Origin of the sequence: Vreelandella nigrificans (assembly GCF_002374315.1) — a bacterium.
Lineage (GTDB): Bacteria > Pseudomonadota > Gammaproteobacteria > Pseudomonadales > Halomonadaceae > Vreelandella > Vreelandella nigrificans.
The window spans coordinates 1-680 of record NZ_NWUX01000075.1 but is presented as its reverse complement, the minus strand read 5'-3'; the positions used below and the strand labels follow the sequence as shown (position 1 = coordinate 680).

Annotated in this window: 1 pseudogene; it reads left to right on the top strand. The window is 61.0% G+C overall.

From position 1 onward, the window contains the following. Positions 1-680 (top strand): annotated as a pseudogene (locus CPA45_RS22545) (FAD-binding oxidoreductase); the annotation flags it as partial.

The following is a 680-nucleotide window of genomic DNA, read 5'->3' as shown; positions in this document are numbered from 1 at the left end:
ATGTGCCCCTCCTGGAAGGCCACCCGCGACCGAGTGCACTCGCCCAAGGGCCGTGCCAGCTTAATCCGCGAGTGGCTACGGCTACAGTCTCAGGCGGGTATCGATGTTGTGGAAGAGTCACGCAAGACAAAGGCCGAGCGCAGCTGGGGCTTTATCAAACACTTCCCTAAGCGCGCCATGAACACGCTCAGCAAGCGGCAACACCACGACTACTCCCACCAAGTATATGACGCCATGGCGGGCTGCTTGGCGTGTAAATCCTGTGCGGGCCAGTGCCCGATCAAAGTCAACGTGCCGCAGTTCCGTTCGCAGTTTTTAGAGGTCTACCACGGCCGCTACCTCCGCCCAGTGCGGGACTACCTCATTGGTGGCACCGAGCTGATGCTGCCAACACTCGCCAAGGTCGCCCCGCTGTATAACGCCCTGCTCAGCCAGCGCTGGGTCGATGGCCTGATGCGTAACGGGTTAGGCATTAGCGACTCCCCGCACCTGTCGCGTGCGAGCGTGAAAAAGCAGCTGCGTGCCTGGGGCGTAGCCGAAGCCACCCCCACGTCACTGGCCCTGCTCACCGAGCAACAGCGGGCTAACAGCGTGATTATTGTTCAGGACGCCTTCACCAGCCACTTTGAAGCCAAGCTGGTGATGGATGTGGTGGAACTGCTCTCGCGGCTCAACCTGCG